The sequence below is a fragment of the uncultured Pseudoflavonifractor sp. genome, from assembly GCF_944387805.1.
GTDB lineage: Bacteria > Bacillota > Clostridia > Oscillospirales > Oscillospiraceae > Pseudoflavonifractor.
This window is the reverse complement of record NZ_CALXGI010000013.1, coordinates 1-17,991: the sequence shown is the minus strand read 5'-3', so window position 1 is coordinate 17,991 and position 17,991 is coordinate 1. Positions and strand designations below refer to the sequence as shown.

Annotated in this window: 14 protein-coding genes; 12 read left to right on the top strand and 2 right to left on the bottom strand. The window is 61.9% G+C overall.

Annotation, left to right across the window (positions count from 1 at the left end; translation table 11 throughout):
* Positions 1-43 precede the first annotated feature (43 nt).
* Positions 44-994 (bottom strand): (4Fe-4S)-binding protein, encoded by a 951-nt coding sequence (locus Q0K06_RS05490; RefSeq protein WP_294549637.1) that lies wholly within the window; start codon positions 992-994, stop codon positions 44-46.
* Between the two features lie 51 nt (positions 995-1,045).
* The gene (locus Q0K06_RS05485; RefSeq protein WP_294549634.1) at positions 1,046-2,674 is read right to left on the bottom strand and encodes an FAD-dependent oxidoreductase; all 1,629 of its coding nucleotides are present in this window, start codon (positions 2,672-2,674) and stop codon (positions 1,046-1,048) included.
* A gap of 137 nt (positions 2,675-2,811) precedes the next feature.
* Between Q0K06_RS05485 and Q0K06_RS05480 the strand changes: the two genes are divergently transcribed.
* From Q0K06_RS05480 to Q0K06_RS05425, 12 genes are all read left to right on the top strand, one after another.
* Entirely contained in the window at positions 2,812-3,726 is a 915-nt protein-coding gene (locus tag Q0K06_RS05480; RefSeq protein WP_294549631.1) for a LysR family transcriptional regulator, read from the top strand.
* Between the two features lie 166 nt (positions 3,727-3,892).
* Entirely contained in the window at positions 3,893-4,426 is a 534-nt protein-coding gene (locus Q0K06_RS05475; RefSeq protein WP_294549628.1) for a pyridoxamine 5'-phosphate oxidase family protein, read from the top strand.
* Between the two features lie 714 nt (positions 4,427-5,140).
* A complete protein-coding gene (locus Q0K06_RS05470) occupies positions 5,141-5,473 on the top strand; it encodes a hypothetical protein (protein WP_294549625.1) in 333 nt (110 codons plus the stop codon).
* A gap of 100 nt (positions 5,474-5,573) precedes the next feature.
* Complete coding sequence (locus Q0K06_RS05465) at positions 5,574-6,170, top strand: helix-turn-helix transcriptional regulator (protein ID WP_294549622.1); 597 nt, start codon at positions 5,574-5,576, stop codon at positions 6,168-6,170.
* A 301-nt stretch (positions 6,171-6,471) separates the two neighbouring features.
* Entirely contained in the window at positions 6,472-8,478 is a 2,007-nt protein-coding gene (gene glgB, locus Q0K06_RS05460) for a 1,4-alpha-glucan branching protein GlgB (protein ID WP_294549619.1), read from the top strand.
* A 93-nt stretch (positions 8,479-8,571) separates the two neighbouring features.
* A complete protein-coding gene (locus Q0K06_RS05455) occupies positions 8,572-9,786 on the top strand; it encodes a glucose-1-phosphate adenylyltransferase (protein WP_294549616.1) in 1,215 nt (404 codons plus the stop codon).
* Complete coding sequence (gene glgD / locus Q0K06_RS05450; protein WP_294549613.1) at positions 9,783-10,901, top strand: glucose-1-phosphate adenylyltransferase subunit GlgD; 1,119 nt, start codon at positions 9,783-9,785, stop codon at positions 10,899-10,901. Before Q0K06_RS05455 ends, glgD begins: the two co-directional genes overlap by 4 nt.
* Positions 10,902-11,025: 124 nt before the next feature.
* Positions 11,026-12,465 (top strand): glycogen synthase GlgA, encoded by a 1,440-nt coding sequence (gene glgA, locus Q0K06_RS05445; protein ID WP_294549610.1) that lies wholly within the window; start codon positions 11,026-11,028, stop codon positions 12,463-12,465.
* A 118-nt stretch (positions 12,466-12,583) separates the two neighbouring features.
* Positions 12,584-15,043, top strand: a complete 2,460-nt coding sequence (locus Q0K06_RS05440; protein WP_294549607.1) for a glycogen/starch/alpha-glucan phosphorylase — start codon at positions 12,584-12,586, stop codon at positions 15,041-15,043.
* A gap of 119 nt (positions 15,044-15,162) precedes the next feature.
* Entirely contained in the window at positions 15,163-15,666 is a 504-nt protein-coding gene (locus Q0K06_RS05435; RefSeq protein ID WP_294549604.1) for an RNA polymerase sigma factor, read from the top strand.
* Positions 15,653-16,867 carry a hypothetical protein gene (locus Q0K06_RS05430; RefSeq protein ID WP_294549601.1) on the top strand — a complete coding sequence of 405 codons (1,215 nt, stop codon included), beginning with the start codon at positions 15,653-15,655 and terminating at the stop codon, positions 16,865-16,867. Before Q0K06_RS05435 ends, Q0K06_RS05430 begins: the two co-directional genes overlap by 14 nt.
* A gap of 105 nt (positions 16,868-16,972) precedes the next feature.
* The coding region (locus Q0K06_RS05425; protein ID WP_294549598.1) for a cysteine desulfurase family protein at positions 16,973-17,991 on the top strand (1,019 nt) is incomplete at its 3' end.

The window sequence follows — 17,991 nt, the reverse complement described above, 5'->3', positions numbered from 1 at the left end:
CGGCATTGCCGGAGGGCGGTCCTTGTGTCTATCAGCTGTTTGCTCAGCAGGTGGCCCCGCCGGTGACATGGAGCTGGGCGTCCAGAATGGCCTGCTTGCGGGAGAGGATGTCGTCGGAGAGAAGCTCCTGCTCCACATGGTCAAAGCCCAGGCGCTCAATGGTGTCGGCAAAGCGCTCGCCGGTCTTGCCCTGCTCCCGGAACAGGAGGATGGCCTTCTCAATGATGCTCAGGGCCTCCTCCTTGGTGGAGATCAGCCTGCTGAGGGGACGGCCGGTGGCGGTGTGCTTGCCCCAGCGGCCGCCGATGTAGATCTTGTAGGCGAAGGTACCGCCGTCCATGGCGTCAAAGTAGCACTTGTCGATGCAGCGGCCGCAGTTGTTGCAGATGTCCTTATTGATATGCAGCTCGCCGTCGGCCAGCTTGGCCGCGCCCATGGGGCACACCTGGGCCACGCCGCACTTCTTGCAGCCGTTGCACTCCTCGGCGTCGAAGTTGGGGACCATCTGGCCGATGATGCCCAGGTCGTTCAGGTCGGGCTTGACGCAGTTGTTGGGGCAGCCGCCCACGGCGATCTTGAACTTATGGGGCAGGCGCACATTGCGGTAGCCCTTGTAAAACCGCTCGTGGATCTCCTCCGAGAGGGCGAAGGTGTCATGGAGGCCGTACTGGCAGGTGGTGCCCTTGCAGGACACCACGGGGCGGACCTTGGAACCGGTGCCGCCGGTCTCCAGGCCGGCCTGGGCAACATAGGCCCGGAAGGGCTCAATGTTGTCATAGTGGACGCCGGGGACTTCCACAGTCAGGCGGGTGGTAAAGGTCACGGTGCCGTTGCCGAACTTCTCTGCGGCCTCGGCGATGATCTGGTTCTGCTTGGCGGTGATCTTTCCATTTACGGTGATGATGCGCGCATTGAAGCAGTCGGTTCCCTTGTTGTGGAGAAAGCCGAGGGCTTTCACCCGCTTGATGTCCTCAGGACTGATGGTGCAGGCCATTTCTTATCTCTCCTTATGTATCATTTATTGTTCAGCACAAAACTTATCTCTTTACTTTACCAAATCGGTACCGTTGACGGTGGTGCCTCCCTCCAGCACCACGGTATCGGTATAGCCCAGGGCACGCAGCCGGTTCTGGGTCAGGTAGGCCCGCTTGCCCTTGGCGCACACCAGAAGGAGCTTCTCATCCTTGCCGATGCCCTCCAGCCCCTGGGGCAGGGCCGTGAAGTCCAGATAGGGCGCGCCCTCCAGGACGGGGGCGGGGCCCACGTCGATGATCCGGCGGCCCTCCGCCCTGCCGGCCTGGAAGTCGGCGGGGCCCATGCTCACCAGACGGCCGGAGAGCTTGTTGAGCAGGATCTGCACCGCGGCCACAAAGGGGTGAATGGCGGTGGAGAAGGGGGGCGCGTAGGCCATGTCCATATTGGCCAGGTCGGCCAGGCGGGCCTTCATGGTGATGGCGGTGACCGCCACGTCCACCATCTTGTCCACCGCGCCCTTGCCCAGCACCTGGATGCCCAGGAGCCGCTGATCCTCCCGGGCGGCAGTGAGCTTAATGATGAACTCGCCGGCGCCGGGATAGTAGTGGGCCTTGTCGTCCAGCACGCACACCACGCTCTCGGCGTCAATGCCGGCGGCGGCAGCCTGGGCCGCGCTCATGCCGGTGCGTCCGGCGTTGAGGCCGGGCAGCTTGCACACGGCAGTGCCCAGCACGCCCAGGTACTCGCTCTCTCCCCCCGCCAGGTTCACGGCGGCGCTGCGGCCGGCGATGTTGGCTGTGGAGCCCATGGGAGACCAGGCGGGAGCGCCGGTAATCAGGTTGTGGACCATGGCGCAGTCGCCCACAGCCCAGATCGCCGGGTCGTTGGTCCGACCGTGGAAATCGGTGAGCAGGGTGCCCTTCACCATGTCAAGGCCGCTGTCGGAGAGCCACGCGGTGTTGGGCCGGATGCCGGTGGACAGCACCACCAGGTCGGCCTTCATCTTCCGGTTCTCGCACAGAACCTTCTCCACTTTTCCCTCGCCGGTGATGGCGGTAACCCGCTCGTTGGTAAAGACCATGATGCCCTGGTCGTCCAGACGCTCTTCCGCCCAGGCGGCCATCTCCTGGTCAAAGCCGGGGAGAATCTGGGGAGCCATCTCCAGCACGGTGGTGCGGATGTCCCGGGCGGCCAGATTCTCCGCAGCCTCCAGGCCGATGTAGCCGCCGCCCACCACCACGGCCCGGCGGACCTGGCCGCTCTCAGCGGCCTGGCGCAGGGCCACGGCGTCCTCAGGGGTACGGAGGAAGAATACGTTCTCCAGATCCACCCCGGGAATGGGCGGCGCCACGGGAGAGGCGCCCACGGCCAGCACCAGCCTGTCGTAGCTGTACACGGCCTCGCTGCCGTCGGCGAGGTTCTTGGCGGTGACGGTTCTGGCAGAGCGGTCCAGGGCTACGGCCTCCACGCCGCACTTCACCGCCACACCGGTGAGCTTTTCAAACTTGGCAGGGGTATTGACAATCAGCGCGCTCCTATCGGCAATGACGCCGCCTACATAGTAGGGCAGGCCGCAGCCGGCATAGGAGATGTCCTCATCCCTGTTGAGAATGGTCACTTCCGCTGTGGGGTCCTCGCGCTTGAGCTTGGCGGCCGTCTTTGTTCCCGCGGCCACACCGCCGATAACCAAAATTTTCATTGGAATTTCCATCCTTTCCGGCGGCTGACCCGCCTTTACGCATTATTTTTATAATATCACTTGTTCTGCTATTGGTAAAATAGTAAAATTGGATAGAGTCAATTAGAAAAACCAATACCGTAAAAGGAGGGGCAGCGTTGATCACCATCCGCCACCTGAAGATTTTCCTCACTGTGGCTGAAACCCGGAACATGAGCGAGGCGGCAGCCCGGCTCTATGTGTCCCAGCCCACAGTCTCCCAGACCATCGGAGAGCTGGAGAAGATGTACAAGGCCCGGCTCTTTGAGCGCTACCCCAAGGAGCTTTTTCTCACCGAGGCAGGCCGCACCCTCCGGGCCCAGGCCCTTCTGGCAGTGGAGGCCTTCGACCGTCTGGACGAGGTCATGAAGGGCGAGGGGGAGCGTCCCTCTTTGCGTGTGGGGGCCACCCTCACCGTAGGCAGCACTGTGCTCTGCCCCATCCTGGACGAGCTGCGGTTGGTCCGCCCCAACGTGGACCTGTCAGTCCAGGTGGACAACACCCGTACCATCGAGAGCAAGCTCCTTCAGAATGAACTGGACGCCGCCATTGTGGAGGGCATCATCCACCGGGAGGAGATCCTCTCCTCCCCCATCATCAGCGACTGCCTCATCCTGGTCTGTGCCCCCGGCCACCCCTTTGCCGCCCGGAAGGCTGTGGAGCCGGAGGAGCTGGCCGGACAGCCCTTTATCCTCCGGGAGCAGGGCAGCGGCACCCGGGCGCTCTTTGAGTCCTTCATGGCCCGCCGCCACCTGTCCTTAAACATTCGATGGGAGTGCAGCAGCGCCAGCGCCATCAAGCAGGCCGTTATGCGGGGATATGGACTGGCTGTTCTGTCCGCCAGGCTGGTCAGCGGCGAGCTCTCCCGGGGGGAGCTGCGGCGGGTCAATGTGGAGGGCTGCGCCTGGCAGCGCTCCTTTCTGCTGTGCTACCACCGCAGCAAGGTCATCAGCGATACGCTGCGCCGCTTTCTGGACATCGCCTCTTCTTACTCCTCTTACGGCGCTCCCTGCCCTATGGAAGGGCAGCTTTAGACAATACGTCTATCAAATATAGCAATTTTACTTCATTTCGGTTTTTGGTCTATTTTTTTATGCGCATTTTGCACATTTAACCTTTGACATTTTTTAAACAATGGGATAGAATACCTTTACCACGCAGGCAATGCCGTGGTTTCAAACAGGAAGGAGTTTTATCGAAATGAAGAAGAATTCTCTTGTGCTTCTGACCCTGGCCGGCGTTATGGCCCTCAGCCTCGCCGCCTGCAGCCAGCCCGATGCTGGTGAAGGCTCCCCCGCTCCCACCTCCGGCGGCACCGACGCCGTCACCACCGCCTCCGTCACCACCGGCCTGTACGGAAACATGACCCAGCAGGAGCTGCTGGACGCCATCGCCGCTTACAGCGGCGTGTCCGTGGTGTCTACCGTCAACGCGGACGGCACCCCCAACATCGCCATCTTTACCCCCGGCGCCGCCGGCGATGACAGCCACATTGTCTTCGGCTTGGCCGACAACGCCACCAAGGCCAACCTGCTCCGGGACAAGGTGGCCAAGATGGTATTCGACATCCCCAACACCGCCGCCGAGACCAAGGAGGAGCGCCACCAGGGCGCCGTGGTCAAGCTGGAGCTGGAGGAGGACCAGGATGTCCTGGCCGACCTGATGGCCAATAATGACCGCATTACGGAAAATTCCGTGGTCTGCCGCATTGTGGAAGTACTGCCCGTGGGTTAAGCCCATTCCAACCGCAAAAATATGCCGCCGCCCCTGTCCGAGCCCGCTCGGTACAGGGGCGGCTTTTTCTCCCCCGCCTCCGCCCCGTCATATACTGGGACGGAGGTTTTGACTATGAACAGCTTTTGCGGCAATTCCAATTTCAGCCGTCCCTTCTGTCCCTGGTCTGCCGTGACCGTATGCCCCGTCCCCGGCCCCCCGGGGGCCACAGGGGCCACGGGACCAACGGGCATCCCCGGCCCCACAGGTCCTGCCGGTAAGACCGGAGCTTTGGGCGGCACCGGTCCCACAGGCCCGACCGGGCCTTCCGGTGCAACCGGCCCAACAGGCCCAGCAGGGCTAACCGGCGCCACAGGACCCACAGGTCCAACCGGTGAAACGGGCAGTCAGGGCCCTGCCGGTCCCACAGGAGCCGCCGGTCTAACTGGGCCAACCGGTCCCTCCGGTGCAACGGGGCCAACCGGAGCCACAGGACCTGCCGGAGCCACCGGCCCCACAGGCCCGACCGGGCCCTCCGGTGCGACAGGACCCGCAGGGCCCACAGGGCCAGCCGGCCCCGCAGGGGCGGCCGGGCAGGATGGAGCGACTGGTCCCACAGGGGCTACCGGCCCTGCCCTGCCCGCCGTATACGGCAATTTTTCCAGCAGTACGGCCCAGACCTTTTACACGCCCCGCTACGGCTCTATCGCCTTTGACCAATTCAACGGCAGGGGCGTGACCCAGAGTGCCGGCGGCCAGTACGCTGTTATCCAGACTGCCGGGCTCTACCTTATCAGCTTCGGCGCTCTGTCCAATACCAACCTGCCCCACTATATTACCGCCGATATCACCCCCGGAGGCTATCTCACCTGGGCCCGCACCCCTCTGTCCAACGGCGTACTGGTGAGCCGCACCATCACAGTGCCTCTGCTGCCCAGATTTCTGGTGGGCGTCCATGTGGATTCCGCCGACAACAATACGCCCGTCTCACTCCCTTCCACCCCCGCTTACTCCAACGCATTTCTCACCATTACGCTTGTAGGCCCCTATCCCCTTCCCGGAACATGATTGGAAATCTCTCCTTTTTCCAATTGTAAATTCCCCCCATACCTGCTACAATAACTGCAGACCGCGAAGTAAATTATAGTTACACAGGGAGGGAGTCGCCGTGACCCTTGGTCAGAAGATTCGGGAAGCCCGCCAGAGCAAGGGTATGACCCAAAAGGAGCTGGTGGGCGATTACATCACCCGCAACATGCTCTCTAAGATTGAAAACGACAGCGCCATCCCCTCTGTGCGTACTCTGGAGTACCTGGCGGGAGCACTGGGACTTCCCACCGGATATTTTCTCTCCGGCGCCCCTGTGTCCGACGGCACCGCGCCTGACGGCCTGGATGAGGCCCGCGCCGCCTACCGGGAACACCGCTGGGCCGACTGTCTCACCGCCCTGGAGGCTGACAACAAGGCGGGCACCACCGATGAGGGCTATTTGCTCCATGCCCTGGCCGGCGCAGCCGCCGCCCAGGAGGCCCTGGACGCCGGCCGTCTGACTGAGGCCAGGGAGCTGGCAGAGAACGCCCAGTACTACAACCAGGAGGGCATGTATGGCAGCGACTGGCTGTCCGCCCAGCTGGCCCTGATTCTGGGAACCTGCCTCACCCGTCTGGGTGAGGAGGGCTACGGCCAGCAGCGGGCCGCGTTTCTCCGCGCCTTTGCGCGCATGGAAGAGGATCACCAGGCCGCCTCCGGCGGGCAGGCGGATTGAGCAGGAATCCGTCTGCCCTTTGCTATATAAATTTCCGGTAAAATCCGCCCGCTCCCTTCGTATTGTCCGCCTTCACGGGCCTTTCCAGCCTGAATTTTGCACTTGTTTTTCTCTTTAAAAATCAGGCTTTGGTTTCTTTTTACTTTTTCCTTGTTCCGCCCTTGACTGACACCTTGTATTGTTGTATAATTTATACAAATAACTTCCGTTAAAAGTAGTCATTTGTGTCAATTCGACATTCAAAACCGCTCATACGCTTTCGTTTTTGTAACTTTTTTCCAATTATCTGGAGGTGTTCCCTATGACTCGCACAGAGCAAACGACCTCGCCCCCCCAGCAGCCAGACACACCGCTCTACCATTTTCTGCAGGGGGATAACTGTCACGCGCAGGAGTATCTGGGCGCCCATCCCGTCAACGTGGACGGTCAGGACGGCTATATCTTCCGCGTGTGGGCGCCCCACGCCGCGGGCGTATCCGTTATGGGCGACTTCAACGGCTGGAGCGAGGAGTCCCATCCCATGAACCGCCTGGACGGCGGCGTGTGGGAGCTGTTCATTCCGGGCCTGAAGCAGTATGACACCTATAAGTACGCCGTACACACCCGGGACGGCCGGGTTCTGGCCAAGTCCGACCCCTATGCCTTCCACGCTGAAACCCGCCCCGGCAACGCCTCCAAGCTCTATGACCTGTCCGGCTACCAGTGGGGCGACCAGAAGTGGATGAAGTACCGGAAGAGCCATCCGGTTTACCACAACCCGCTGAATATCTACGAGATGCACCTGGGCTCCTGGCGCCGCACCGGCGAGGGCGAGTTCCTCAGCTACCGGGATATCGCCAGCTGGCTGGTACCCTATGTGAAAGAGATGGGCTTCACCCACGTGGAGCTGATGCCCATTACCGAGCACCCTCTGGACGCCTCCTGGGGCTATCAGTGCACCGGCTACTTTGCCGCCACCAGCCGCTTTGGCATTCCCCATGATCTGATGTATCTTATCGACCAGCTCCATCAGGCCGGCGTGGGCGTCATTCTGGACTGGGTGCCCGCCCATTTCCCAAAGGACGCCTTTGGCCTGTATGAGTTTGACGGCGAGCCCTGCTACGAGTACGCCGACCCCCGGAAGGGCGAGCACGCCGACTGGGGAACCCGGGTCTTTGACTACGATAAGAAGGAGGTCCGCTCCTTCCTCTTCTCCTCCGCTCTCTTCTGGCTGGAGCAGTACCATGTCGACGGCCTGCGGGTGGACGCCGTTGCCTCCATGCTCTACCTGGATTACAGCCGCCAGAGCGGCGAATGGGTGCCCAACAAGTACGGCGGCCACGAGAATCTGGAGGCCATCGACTTCCTGCGCACCCTCAACACCCATATCTTTGTCCCCCATCCCGATGTCCTCATGATTGCCGAGGAGTCCACCGCCTGGCCCCTGGTGTCCCACCCGGTGGAGGAGGGCGGCCTGGGCTTCAACCTGAAGTGGAACATGGGCTGGATGAACGATATCACCCACTATATGAAGCTGGACCCCTATTTCCGGCAGTTCAACCACAAGGACATCACCTTCTCCCTGATGTACGCTTTCTCGGAGAACTTCATCCTCCCCCTGTCCCATGACGAGGTGGTGCACATGAAGGGCTCCTTCCTCAACAAGATCCCCGGCCCCTATGAGGAGAAATTTGCCGGCGTCCGGGCATTTTACACCTATATGCTCACCCACCCCGGCAAAAAGCTGCTGATGATGGGCAGCGAATTCGGCCAGTGGAACGAGTGGCACTACGAGTACTCCCTGGACTGGCACCTGCTGGAGAACAAGGAGAACCAGGACACCAAGGCCTTCTTCCAGGCGGCCAACGCCTTCTACCTGGAGACCAAGCCCCTGTGGGACCTGGACTTCTCCTGGGAAGGCTTCCAATGGATCTGCGCCGACGACAACCAGAACAACTGCGTCTCCTTCCTGCGCAAGGACAGCAAGGGCGACTTTATCCTGGCTGTGTGCAATTTCTCCCCGGTCCACCGGCCCGGATACCGGCTGGGCGTCCCCTACCGGGGCACCTATCAGTGCGTGTTCAACTCCGACGACGAGCGCTTCGGCGGCTCCGGTCTGGGCGACAAGGCGCCGCTGAGCTCCGAAGATATTCCCATGCACGGCCAGGAGCAGTCCCTGGTCATTGACATCCCGCCCATGAGCGGCGTGATTTACCGCTGCACCGCGAAAAAGCCCCCGCTCAAGAAGAAAAAAGCCGCCGTCAAGGCGGGCAGCGCTGTCAAGCTGACCCCCGTGGGCAAAAAGAAGCCCGCGCCCAAAAAATCCTGATTTTCCCCGGCAGGGCCGTCCTGGCGCGCCCCACCGGTGAAAAAGGCCCATGAATCCAAGCCCATACCACCAAGATAAGCAGAGGTGTTAGGAATGAAAAAAGAATGTGTCGCTATGCTGCTGGCCGGAGGACAGGGAAGCCGTCTCTACGCCCTGACCAGCCGCGTGGCAAAACCCGCCGTCCCCTTTGGGGGAAAGTACCGCATCATCGATTTCCCACTCTCCAACTGCATCAACTCGGGCATTGACACTGTGGGCGTGCTGACCCAGTACCAGCCGCTGGAGCTCAACGCCTACCTGGGCAACGGCCAGCCCTGGGACCTGGACCGGTCTGACGGCGGCGTCCATGTGCTGCCCCCCTATGTCCAGAAGGGCGACTCCGGCACCTGGTACAAGGGCACCGCCAACGCCATCTACCAGAATATCGGCTTCCTGCAGCTGTACAATCCCGAATATGTGCTTATTCTCTCGGGCGACCACATCTATAAGATGGACTACGGCGCCATGCTGGCCTACCACAAGGAGAAGGGCGCCGCCTGCACCATCTCCGTGCTGGAGGTCCCCATGGAGGACGCCAGCCGCTTCGGCATCATGAATGTGGACGAGGAGGACAACATCTACGAGTTCCAGGAGAAGCCCAAGGAGCCCAAGAGCAACCTGGCCTCCATGGGCATCTACATCTTCACCTGGTCCAAGCTGCGGGACTACCTTATCGCCGACGAGGCCAACCCCGACTCCTCCAACGACTTCGGCCATGACATTATCCCTGCCATGCTGGGCGCCGGTGAGAAGATGTCCGCCTACCGCTTCAAGGGCTACTGGAAGGACGTGGGCACCATCAAATCCCTTTGGGACGCCAACATGGACATGCTCTCTGAGGGCAGCGGCATCGATCCCTACGACCCCAGCTGGCCCATCTATGCCCGGTCGCCAACGAAGCCCCCTCACTTCACCGGCCCCGACGCCAAGATCTCCCACTCCATGGTCACCGGCGGCTGCGAGGTGTACGGCACGGTTGAGAATTCGGTGCTCTTTAACTCCGTCATCGTGGAAAAAGGCGCCACTGTGCGCTACTCCATCCTGATGCCCGGCACCGTGGTCAAGGCCGGCGCCACCGTGGACTATGCCATTGTGGCTGAGAATGCTGTCATCGACCAGGGCGCCACCGTGGGCTCCGCGCCACCCAGCGGAGACTTGGGAGACTGGGGCATCACTGTGGTGGCCCAGGACATTGAGGTGGGCGACGGCGCCGTTGTGCCCGCCAACGCTATGATTACCCGTAATTTGGAAGGAGGTGCTGCGAAATGATGAACAAGCTGCACGGCATCATTTTCGCATACCGCTCCAACGCTGACCTGCGGGAGCTGACCCAGCACCGGAACACCTGCTCCGTGCCCTATGGCGGCCGCTACCGCATCATCGACTTCATGCTCTCCAATTTTGTCAACGCCGGCATTGTGGATGTGGGCATCATTGTCCACGCCAACTATCAGTCCCTGCTGGACCACCTGGGCTCCGGCAAGGACTGGGACCTGTCCCGCAAGCACGGCGGCCTGCGCATCCTCCCCCCCTTCGGCTATGCCAACAAGCAGCGGGGCGGCGTGTGCCGGGGCCGTATGGATGCCCTGGAGGGCGTCTACTCCTACCTGAAGAACATCAAGCAGGAGCACGTGGTTCTGGCCGGCGGCGACATTGCCGTCAATCTCCCCCTGCGGGACATCTATAAGCAGCACATCAAGAGCGGCGCTGATATTACCGCCGTGTGCACCCGTAACCCCAAGGGAGATCCCAAGTCCTCGGACTACTTCACCATCGGCGCCAACGGTCGGGTGACCGACGTGTCCGTCCACCCCTTCGCGCCTATGGGCTGCGAGGCTCTGGAGGTATACATTCTCTCCAAGAGCCTGCTGCTCTCCCTGGTGGACCACTGTGCCGCCCACAACATTCCCTCCTTCAGCCAGGGCGTGCTCCAGGCCAATGTCCACTCCCTCAATATTGTCCCCTATATCTTTGACGGCTATGCCGCCCGGCTCCAGTCTGTCCCCGGCTACTTTGCCCGCAGCATGGAGCTGCTCAAGCCCGAGGTCCGGGCCGACCTGTTCGTGCCCGACCGCCCCGTCAAGACCAAGGACCAGTCCAACCCCTCTACCTACTACGGCGATGATGCCAGCTCGGTCAACTCCCTGGTGGCCGACGGCTGCATCATTGAGGGTACGGTGCGCAATTCCATTCTCTTCCGCGGCGTGCGGGTGGAGAAGGGCGCTGTGGTGGAAAACTGCATTCTGATGCAGAGCACCACCATCCAGCAGGGCGCTGTCCTCAAATACACCATTACGGACAAAAACGTCCACGTCAACCCGGGCCGGATGCTTATGGGCCACGAGACCTACCCCCTGGCCATTGCCAAGAACGAAACCGTATAATTGACCGGCGGACGGCGTACCGCCGAAACCGCGAGAGACGGGGCCGGACAAGCCCCGTCTCTCGCGCGCGTCCTTCCCAAAATTTAATGTTACCGGCCGCGGCCGGTTCTGAAAGGAGCTCCATATGAACATCCTCTTTGCTTCCTCCGAGGTAGCCCCCTTTATCAAAACTGGCGGACTGGCGGATGTGGCCGGCTCCCTGCCCAAGGCCCTGGCTGCCATGGGACATGATGTACGGGTCATCCTTCCTCTCTACGAGGGGATTGGTCAGGACTGGCGCAGCCAGATGACCTTTCTGTGCAACTTCCATGTTCACCTGGCCTGGCGCACCCCATACTGCGGTATCTTTGAACTGAAGCGGGACGGCGTCACCTACTACTTTGTGGACAACGAGTACTACTTTAAGCGCACCCAGATCTACGGCCACTATGACGACGGCGAGCGCTTCGCCTTTTTCTCCCGGGCCATTATCGAGACCCCCGGCCATGTGGGCTTCTGGCCCGACGTAATCCACTGCAACGACTGGCAGACCGCTCTGGTGCCCATCTACCTGCTGGAGGAGCGCCATGTGGTGCCTGAGCTGAAGGGCGCCAAGAGCGTGTACACCATCCACAACATTGAGTACCAGGGCCGGTACGGCAGCCAGGTGCTCAAGGACCTGCTGGGGCTGGCGCCAGGCTACCTCAACGAGCATATGCTGGAGTACCACGGGGACGTGAACCTGATGAAGGGCGCCATCTACGCTGCCGACTATGTCACCACCGTCTCCCCTACCTACGCCCAGGAGCTTCGGTACGCCTTCTACGCCCACGGTCTGGAGGGCGTCATCGCGGATAACCGGAACAAGATCCGGGGCATCCTCAACGGCATTGACACCGAGCTCTACAACCCCGCTAACGGCAACGGCCTGGCCGCGGCCTTCAACCCGGACGATCTTTCCGGCAAGCGGACCTGCAAGGCCGCCCTTCAGCAGGCCTGCGGCCTGAATCAGGATCCGGACGCCCCCATCATCGCCTGTATCTCCCGCCTGGTGAAGCACAAGGGCTTTGATCTGGTCACCTCCTCCATCCACGAGATTATGGGGATGAACAACGTGCAGATGGTGGTGCTCGGCACCGGCGACTGGAACTATGAGGAGGCCTTCCGCCATGCTGCCAGCCAGTATCCCGGCCGCTTTGCCGCCCACATGATGTACTCCGCCTCCCTGTCCACCGCCATTTACGGCGGCGCCGACCTGTTCCTCATGCCCAGCGAGGCCGAGCCCTGCGGTCTGTCCCAGATGATCGCCATGCGGTATGGTACTGTGCCCGTGGTCCGGGAGACCGGCGGCCTGAAGGACACGGTTTGGCCCTACAACAAGTTCACCGGCCAGGGCCGGGGCTTCACCTTCGCCAACATCAGCGCCCATGACATGATGTGGGTCCTCCATGAGGCCGTGGACCTGTACCGCAACAATCCCAAGGCCTGGCGGGGCCTGATGCACGCCGGCATGACGGCAGACTTCTCCTGGACCAAATCGGCAGAGGAGTATCTGGAGATTTACGGCTGGATAACCAAGAAATAAGCCCTATATTTTGTCCTGGTCTCTGATTTTACATCTCTTTCATTGACATTAAATAACTCCTTGTGGTAAAATAGGACGCTGTTACCAAAGCAGCTATTCTGTTTTCCCAGCCTATTTTATGTTTAGGAGATGCGTTCCCTTGCATAACTATACGAAAACCGAATTAACCAATCTGATTACCGGCAAGCTGCGCCGCAATTTTGGCCGTGACGTGGATGAGGCCACTGTGCCCCAGATGTTCAAGGCCTGCGCCATGGTGCTGCGTGACATCATGTCCGCCCATGAGCTGGAGACCGAGGACCGTGTGAAGGACAGCCACGCCCGCCAGGTTCACTATCTGTCTCTGGAGTTCCTCATGGGCCGGTCCCTGATGAAGAACGCCTACAACCTGGGCGTGCTGGAGCCTCTGACCCAGGCCATCGAGTCCCTGGGCTTCTCCGCCGCCGACCTGTTCGAGGCCGAGCCCGACGCCGGCCTGGGCAACGGCGGACTGGGCCGTCTGGCCGCCTGCTACCTGGACTCCATGACCACCCTGGAGATCCCTGCCACCGGCTACTCCATCTGCTATGAGCTGGGCATCTTCAAGCAGAAGATCGTGGACGGCCAGCAGGTGGAACTGGCGGACAACTGGCTGGGCCTGGGTGACGCTTGGCTCATCCCCAAGGTGGACGAGACCGAAACCGTCCACTTCGGCGGAAAGGTCAAGGGCTACTGGGATGAGAACGGCCGTCACCGCGTGTCCTATGAGGGCGGCACCGACGTGCTGGCCATCCCCAAGGACATGGAGATTGCCGGCTACGGCACTGACCATGTGAACGTGCTGCGCCTGTGGGACGCCAAGAGCCCCGTGCCCGTGGATATGTCCCTCTACTCCCGGGGCGAGTACCTGAAGGCGGTGGAGCAGCAGGCCATGGCCGAGGTTATCGCCAAGGTCCTCTACCCCGACGACAACCACTATGAGGGCAAGTCTCTGCGTCTGAAGCAGCAGTACTTCTTCGTCTCTGCCACCATCCAGTCTATTGTGCGCAAGCACCGGGCTCAGTACGGCACCCTGCACAACTTCCACCAGAAGCACGTCATCCAGATTAACGACACTCACCCCACCCTGGTGATCCCCGAGCTGATGCGGATCCTGCTGGATGAGGAGGGGTATACCTGGGACGACGCCTGGTATATCGTCACCCATACCGTGGCCTACACCAACCACACCGTCATGATCGAGGCCCTGGAGCGCTGGCCCCAGGAGCTGGTCCAGACTCTGCTGCCCCGGGTGTGGGAGATTATCGTTGAAATCTCCAACCGCTGGCAGAAGCACCTGACCGAGGCCTTCCACGGCGATATGGGCCGGGTGGAACGCAACGCTATTGTCTGGGGCGGCGACGTGCGCATGGCCAACCTGTGCGTGTGCGCTTGCTATGCCGTCAACGGCGTATCCGCTCTCCACTCCGAGATCCTGAAGAAGGATCTGTTCCGGGACATCTATGCCCTCACCCCCGAGAAATTCCAGAACGTGACCAACGGCATTGACCACCGCCGCTGGCTGTCCCAGTGCAATCCCAAGCTGGACACCCTGATTAAGGACTGCACCGGCGGGGACGACTATCTGCTCAAGCCTGAGACCCTGAAGAAGCTGGAGAAGTTCCAGAACGACGCCGGCGTCCTCTCCCGCCTGCACAAGATTAAGACCGAGAACAAGCAGGCCTTTGCCGCCTATGTGGCCAAGGAGAGCGGCATCATCCTCAACACTGACGCCATCTTCGACGTACAGGTGAAGCGTCTCCACGAGTACAAGCGCCAGCTGCTCAATGTGATGCACATCATCTACCTGTACCAGCGGCTCAAGAGCGATCCGCACTTCACCTTTACTCCCCGTGTGTACCTCTTCGGCGCCAAGGCGGCTCCCGGCTACTATGTAGCCAAGGAGATTGTCCACCTGATTAACTCCCTGGCTGCCACCGTCAACGCCGACCCGGCCTGCAAGGACCGGCTGCAGGTGGTGTTCCTGGAGAACTACCGGGTCAGCCTGGCCGAGCGGCTCATGCCCGCCAGCGAGCTGAGCGAGCAGATCTCCACCGCCGGCAAGGAGGCCAGCGGCACCGGCAACATGAAGTTCATGATGAACGGCGCCCTGACCATCGGCACGCTGGACGGCGCCAACGTGGAGATGCACCAGCAGCTGGGCGACGAAAACATCTTCCTCTTCGGCCTGAAGGCCGATGAGGTTGTGTCCCTCAAGCAGCGGGGCTACAAGCCCTATGAGTACTACATGGGCTCTCCCACGCTGAAGGCTATCCTGGACCAGATTACCCGGGGCTTCAACGACGGCGTCAGCTATACCGACCTGACCAACCGGCTCCTCTTCGGTCAGAATGGCAGCGCCCCCGACGAGTACCTGCTGCTGGCCGACTTTGAGAGCTACAGGGCCGCCCACGAGCGGGCCGGCCAGGCCTATCTGGACCAGAAGTCCTGGAACCGGATGTCCCTCATCAACATCGCCCGCTCCGGCATCTTCGCCGCCGACCGCTCCATCCGGGACTACGCCAACAACATCTGGCACGTTCCCACCCGGAAGCTGTAAAGCAGTCCTCTCTGCCGCCTGTCCCTCTCCGAGGGGCAGGCGGTTTTTCTTTTTCCAGTCTCCAATGCAATCAAATCCCCTCCCCCGCTGTTTTATAGATAGAAGGGAGTTGAAACGCTATGCTCACCCTGCAAGGTTCCCCCCTCTCCTGGGAGGAGGTTCTGGACCGGTACAGTCCCCTGGTATATCGCCTGGCCTGGCAGTCCCTGGGCAACCGGCAGGACGCCGAGGACGCGGCCCAGGAGGTCTTTGTGGCCCTGGTCCGGTCCAGCCCTTCCTTCCGGGATGAGACCCATCTCCGTGCCTGGCTCATCCGCACCACCTCCCACCGCTGCAAAAACCTGGCCGCCTCCGCCTGGAAGCGGCACACCGTCCCCCTGGACCCGGACTGGACCCCGCCCGCCGGAGCACCGCCCCAGGCCGGAGCAGTGCTCTCCGCCGTGGGCCGGCTGCCGGAGAAGTACCGCACCGCCGTATACCTCCACTATGTGGAGGGGTACACGGCGGAGGAGATCGCCGCCCTGCTGGGCTGTCCCAGGGGGACGGTACTCTCCCGGCTCATGCGGGCCAGGAAACTGCTGCGCGATCTGCTGAAGGAGGAATTTGACCATGACCAACGCTGAACTTTACCGGCAGTCCCTGTCCTCCCTCACGCCCGGGGCGGCCTGGCGGGAACGCACCCTGGCAGCCATGGAATCCGCCTCCCCCCGCCCGGCCAGACGCCGGACGCTCCCCATCCTGGCCGCCTGCGCCGCCCTGGTGATTGCCGCCGGACTGGTCTGGCGCTGGTTCTCCGGCCCCGCGCCCCGCACCTTCCCCGGCGGCACGGTCAGTCAGGACCCAGGCTATACCTCCGCCCAGACCCTGGAGAAAATCTCCTGGTCCGCCCCGGTGGACATGGGCATGGGCGGTTCGGATGACACCCGTGGCTTCTTTATGGTACATGACCTGGAGGAGATGACGGGCGTCAACCCCACCCTGGACAATACGGACAGGATTAAAGAGCTGCCTGTATACAAAAATCCCATCCCCAGCGAGGAGGAACAGCTCCGCTTTGCCCAAAATGTCGCCGCCGCCCTGGGGACTGAGATCACCGATTATGAGAGCTACGGCCCGGAAACCGGCTCGCCCTGCCGCTTCTTCTCCGCGCATATGGCCGACGGCGGACGGATGAGTATGGAAAATCTCATCAGCTGCCATGTCTGGCTGCCGGAGCGCCTGCCCCTCCCCGCCTGGGCGGACACCCTGGAAAAAGCTGCCCCCCTGCTGTGGGACCAGCTGGCCCCGCTGTCCGGGTTTGACAGCCCTGCCCTGGAGGTGACCACCCATTACAACTTTTACGGCGAACAGAGCCAGAATTTCTTCTGGTTCCGCCATGACCCGGAGGACTCCCTCACCGACCAGCTACTGGATTACTGCTTCAACCGCATCGGGGATAGGTTTTGGTACGAGTCGGATGGCGGCATGTCCGCCTTCTACCTCCCCTGCTGGCCCACGGAGGAGGGTGTGCTCTACCCCATCCGCACGGCGGAGGAGGCGGTTGCAGACTTCCGCGCCGGAGATTACCTGGGCATGGACGCCCCCACCGACGGCGCCAACGCCCAAATTCTCCATGTGGAGCTGGTGTATCTGAACCAGAGCTACCAGTCCTATATCCAGCCCGCCTACCGCATCACCTACACCCAGGACTACTGGGATGAGACTGATATCATGTCCGATGCCCCCGACCCGGAGTCCTTCTCCAGCGTCAGCGTGGCCTATGTCCCGGCTGTGGTGGACGAGTACCTGGAGGAGCTGGACGTGCGGTACATGCCCAACACCTGATATCCCGCAAGCGGGGCGGCCTGACAGAAAGGCCGCCCCGCTTGACTTTGCACCGCTTCCGAATTAGAATTGAGGGGATATTGTGAGACTAAGGAGCGAATTTCTTTGATTTATCTGGACAATGCCGCCACCACCCGGGTGTGTCCCCAGGCCGCCCAGGCCGCGCTGGAGGCCATGACGGAGCAGTACGGCAACCCCTCTTCCCGCTACCCCCTGGGCCGGGAGGCCGCCAAGCGGCTGAAGGAGCAGCGGGGCCAGGTGGCCGCCGCCCTGGGCTGCGCCCCGGAGGAGATTTTCTTCACCTCCTGCGGCACCGAGGGGGACAACTGGGCCATCCGCGGCGCCGTGGAGCTGGGCAGGCGGAAGGGAAAGCACATCATCACCACCGCTTTTGAGCACGCCGCTGTGCTGGAGCCCTGCAAGGCCCTGGAGCGGGAGGGGTACGAGGTCACCTGGCTCAGGCCAGACAGGACCGGCCATATCTCCATTCAGGAGCTGACCGCCGCCCTCCGGCCGGACACGGTGCTGGTGTCCATCATGCTGGTGAACAACGAGCTGGGCACCATCCAGCCTGTGGCCGAGGCCGCCAGGGCCATCAAGGCCGCCGGCTCCCCCGCCCTGCTCCACACCGACGCGGTGCAGGCCTTTCTGAAAATTCCCTTTACCCCCAAGGCCCTGGGCGTGGACCTGCTCACCATCTCGGGCCACAAGGTGCGGGCGCCCAAGGGCGTGGGCGCGCTCTACATCCGCAGGGGCCTCCGGTTCCCGCCCCTGATGCTGGGCGGCGGCCAGGAGGATGGCATGCGCCCCGGCACTGAGGCCACCGCTCAGACCGCCGCCTTTGCCGCCGCCTGCATGGTGGGCAGGGCCGAGATGAATTCCTATACTGCTCGTATGAAAGAGTTGAAAAAATACGCTTTGGAGTCGCTTTTGGGGGCTATTCCGGAGCTGAAGCAGGTGGCCGAGGGGGAGGCCCCCCACATTCTCTGTCTCACCCTGCCCGGCTACAAGAGCGAGGTACTGGTGCGGGTGCTGGGGGACATGGGGGTGTGCGTGTCCGCCGGGTCGGCCTGCCACCGGGGCAGGCCCAGCCATGTGTTTGCAGCCATGGGCCTGCCCAAGAA

Excerpts from the sequence above, each read along its gene's own strand:
- Q0K06_RS05490 (WP_294549637.1), bottom strand. The coding sequence starts at position 994 with ATGGCCTGCACCATCAGTCCTGAGGACATCAAGCGGGTGAAAGCCCTC.
- Q0K06_RS05485 (WP_294549634.1), bottom strand. The coding sequence starts at position 2,674 with ATGAAAATTTTGGTTATCGGCGGTGTGGCCGCGGGAACAAAGACGGCC.
- Q0K06_RS05475 (WP_294549628.1), top strand. The coding sequence starts at position 3,893 with ATGAAGAAGAATTCTCTTGTGCTTCTGACCCTGGCCGGCGTTATGGCC.
- glgB (WP_294549619.1), top strand. The coding sequence starts at position 6,472 with ATGACTCGCACAGAGCAAACGACCTCGCCCCCCCAGCAGCCAGACACA.
- Q0K06_RS05455 (WP_294549616.1), top strand. The coding sequence starts at position 8,572 with ATGAAAAAAGAATGTGTCGCTATGCTGCTGGCCGGAGGACAGGGAAGC.
- glgD (WP_294549613.1), top strand. The coding sequence starts at position 9,783 with ATGATGAACAAGCTGCACGGCATCATTTTCGCATACCGCTCCAACGCT.
- glgA (WP_294549610.1), top strand. The coding sequence starts at position 11,026 with ATGAACATCCTCTTTGCTTCCTCCGAGGTAGCCCCCTTTATCAAAACT.
- Q0K06_RS05440 (WP_294549607.1), top strand. The coding sequence starts at position 12,584 with ATGTTTAGGAGATGCGTTCCCTTGCATAACTATACGAAAACCGAATTA.
- Q0K06_RS05435 (WP_294549604.1), top strand. The coding sequence starts at position 15,163 with ATGCTCACCCTGCAAGGTTCCCCCCTCTCCTGGGAGGAGGTTCTGGAC.
- Q0K06_RS05430 (WP_294549601.1), top strand. The coding sequence starts at position 15,653 with ATGACCAACGCTGAACTTTACCGGCAGTCCCTGTCCTCCCTCACGCCC.